The sequence below is a fragment of the Acidovorax sp. CF316 genome (assembly GCF_000276605.1).
In the GTDB taxonomy this organism is placed as follows: Bacteria; Pseudomonadota; Gammaproteobacteria; order Burkholderiales; family Burkholderiaceae_C; genus Acidovorax.
In genome coordinates, this window is the sequence record NZ_AKJX01000190.1 from 1 (window position 1) to 959 (window position 959).

At 71.4% G+C, this 959-nt stretch carries 1 protein-coding gene; it reads right to left on the reverse strand.

The features are described from left to right. Positions 1 to 959 (reverse strand): methyl-accepting chemotaxis protein (locus tag PMI14_RS23360; RefSeq protein WP_035205348.1); only part of this gene is annotated, 959 nt, incomplete at both ends.

The window sequence follows — 959 nt, forward strand, 5'->3', positions numbered from 1 at the left end:
CCGCCTTGGCCGGGGCCTTGGGTGCCGCTGCCGCGGGGCTGGGCGCAGGCGCCTTGGGCGCAGCCAGCCGGCTGGCCACCGGGGCCTTGCCCACCGGCGCCTTCACGGGCGGGCGCGCCGCCATGGCCACCGGCTTGCGCGCCGCAGGCGCCGGTGCCGATGCCGGTGCCCGGTAGCTGTTCGCGGCACTGCTGCTGCCGCCCCCGTCGTGCGCCAGCCGGAACACCGCCACCGCGTTGACCAGCTCGCCCGCCTGGCTGTTCAGGCTGCTCGCCGCCGCCGCCATTTCTTCCACCAGCGCCGCGTTCTGCTGTGTGGCCTGGTCCATCTGCGTGACCGCTTCTCCCACCTGGCCCACGCCTGCGCTTTGCTCGCTGCTGGCCGCGCTGATCTCTCCCATGATGTCCGTCACCCGCCGGATCGCCGCCACCACTTCGGTCATGGTCGTGCCGGCCTTGTCCACCAGCAAGGTGCCTTGCTCGACCCGCTCCACGCTGGCGGTGATCAGGCTCTTGATTTCCTTGGCCGCTTCGGCGCTGCGCCCGGCCAGGCTGCGCACTTCGCTGGCCACCACGGCAAAGCCGCGGCCTTGCTCTCCTGCCCGCGCCGCTTCCACCGCCGCGTTCAGCGCCAGGATGTTGGTCTGGAAGGCGATGCCGTCGATGACCGAGATGATGTCGGCGATCTTGCTGCTGCTGGCGTTGATGCCTTTCATGGTCTCCACCACTTCGGCCACCACGTCACCGCCCTGTACGGCCACGGTCGAGGCGCTCAGGGCCAGCTGGTTGGCCTGGCGCGCGTTGTCGGCGTTCTGGCGCACGGTGGAGCCCAGTTCTTCCATCGAGGCCGCCGTCTCTTCCAGGGCCGAGGCCTGCTGCTCGGTGCGCGCCGACAGGTCGTTGTTGCCCGAGGCGATCTGCGCGCTCGCCGAGGCCACGCTCTCGGCGTTGCCGCGCACC